Consider the following 415-nt stretch of genomic DNA (forward strand, 5'->3'; position numbering starts at 1 on the left):
GACCCGAACCAGCGCCCACGGTGGCGGGTCGGCATGTACCGCTGCCGCCCCTGCGAGGTGTTGCAGCAGGTGCAGAGCAAGCACATCAAGGCCCTCGAAGCGGCCAACCATGACCAGCCAGTCCCTACCGGCCATCTCCAGTGGTTCGCGTTCGAACACCCCGAAGGGAGGCCCTGATGGCTGATCGCAACGTCAAGGTCATTCTCGCGGCCTCCGTGGAGGGATTCACGGCGGCGATGGGGCGCGCGAAGGCGTCGGTTGAGACGCTGGGTGCTGCGACCGCGAAGGCGTCACAGACGGAGGGGTGGCGTCGCGCAGGTACCGCCATGATCGGGCTGGGCGTAGCCGCCATGGCTGGGGTCGCGATGGCCGTCCGCGCCTCAGCGTCGTTCGAGCAGTCCATGGCGGAGGTTGC

1 protein-coding gene is annotated in these 415 nt (G+C 68.2%); it reads left to right on the forward strand.

All coding sequences use genetic code 11. The annotated features are described in order from the left end of the window. Nucleotides 1–176: 176 nt before the first annotated feature. Nucleotides 177–415, forward strand: a 239-nt coding sequence (locus ACTQ05_RS09590) for a hypothetical protein (protein WP_441538985.1), incomplete at its 3' end; no start/stop codon positions are given.

This window comes from Collinsella sp. LCP21S3_A9 (assembly GCF_052118785.1).
GTDB lineage: Bacteria > Actinomycetota > Coriobacteriia > Coriobacteriales > Coriobacteriaceae > Collinsella.